General features: G+C 65.4%; 2 protein-coding genes and 1 other annotated feature. Both genes read right to left on the bottom strand.

The genetic code is table 11. From position 1 onward, the window contains the following. Positions 1-726, bottom strand: a 726-nt coding sequence (locus AMD30_RS24260) for an IS3 family transposase (RefSeq protein WP_156354428.1), incomplete at its 3' end; no start/stop codon positions are given. Continuing rightward, positions 640-768: a sequence feature (AL1L pseudoknot), on the bottom strand. (Overlaps the previous gene by 87 nt.) Continuing rightward, a complete protein-coding gene (locus tag AMD30_RS24255; RefSeq protein ID WP_055477366.1) occupies positions 729-1,046 on the bottom strand; it encodes a transposase in 318 nt (105 codons plus the stop codon). It overlaps the preceding feature by 40 nt. Positions 1,047-1,098: the final 52 nt, after the last annotated feature.

Below are 1,098 nucleotides of genomic sequence, written 5' to 3'. Positions count from 1 at the left end.
GTTGAACGCCTCGGCCATCGCATTGTCGTACGAATCACCCTTGGAGCCAACAGAAGTCACTGCGTCTGCTTCGGCGAGACGTTCGGTGTAGCGGATGGCTCGATACTGCACTCCGCGGTCGGAGTGGTGAATCAGCCCGGCCACGCCCTGGCCGGCACGCGACCGCGCCCACAACCCCATATCCAAGGCGTCGAGCGCGAGGTCGGTGTGCATGGTGGTCGAGACCTGCCAGCCCACGACCATCCTTGAGAAGACGTCGAGGATGAACGCGGCATACACCCACCCCGAGTGTGTGCGGATGTAGGTCAGGTCCGCCACCCACAGCGCGTTGGGCGCCGCCGCGGTGAACTGCCGTTCGACACGATCGGCCGGCTGCGGAGTTTCGGCCCCCTCGCTGTGCGTGGTCTTCCGCGTCTTGGATCTCGTTATCCCCTGCAGCCCATCAGCTTTCATCAACCGCTCGACGGTGCACCGGGCCACGCCGATACCCTTTCTGCGTAGTTCGGCGTGGACTTTGCGGGCACCGTAGACGCCGAGATTGTCGGCATGCACGGTGCGGATCTCACCGAGGATCTCGCGGTCACGGACCACCCGTGGCGCCTCGACTCGTCGAGAGCTCAGATGGGCTCGGACTGTGGACGGAGCGATCTGGGCGGCCGTGTCGCGCAGGGCCGCGCAGATCGGATCGACTCCGTGTTCGTCGCGGAAAGCGGCGACGAACTCCACGATCAACGCTGTGGGCGGTCGATCTCCGCCGCAAAGAAAGCTGATGCCTGCTTCAAGATGGTGTTCGCCCGCCGCAACTCCCGGTTCTCCCGTTCCAGCTGCGCGATCCGCTCAGCCTCGCTGGTCGTGGTCCCCGGGCGGTCCCCGCCATCGATCTCGGCCTGCTTGACCCAGGTGCGAAGCGCCTCCGGGTGCACACCGAGTTGATCGGCGATCCGTTTGAGCGCCCCTGGTCGCGTGGCTGGGTCCTTGCGGGCCTCCACCGCCATCCGCGTCGCCCGCTCCTTCAGCTCAACGCTGTACTTCCGTGGTGCTGCCATGCTCTCCATCCTTCACAGATTCGAGAGCCTCCGACAAACCCGGGGCGTTTCA

Origin of the sequence: Gordonia sp. HS-NH1 (genome assembly GCF_001418765.1) — a bacterium.
Lineage (GTDB): Bacteria > Actinomycetota > Actinomycetes > Mycobacteriales > Mycobacteriaceae > Gordonia.
Note: the sequence above shows the minus strand (reverse complement) of the source record. Positions and strands in the feature narration are given on the sequence as shown.

Excerpts from the sequence above, each read along its gene's own strand:
- AMD30_RS24255 (WP_055477366.1), bottom strand. The coding sequence starts at position 1,046 with ATGGCAGCACCACGGAAGTACAGCGTTGAGCTGAAGGAGCGGGCGACG.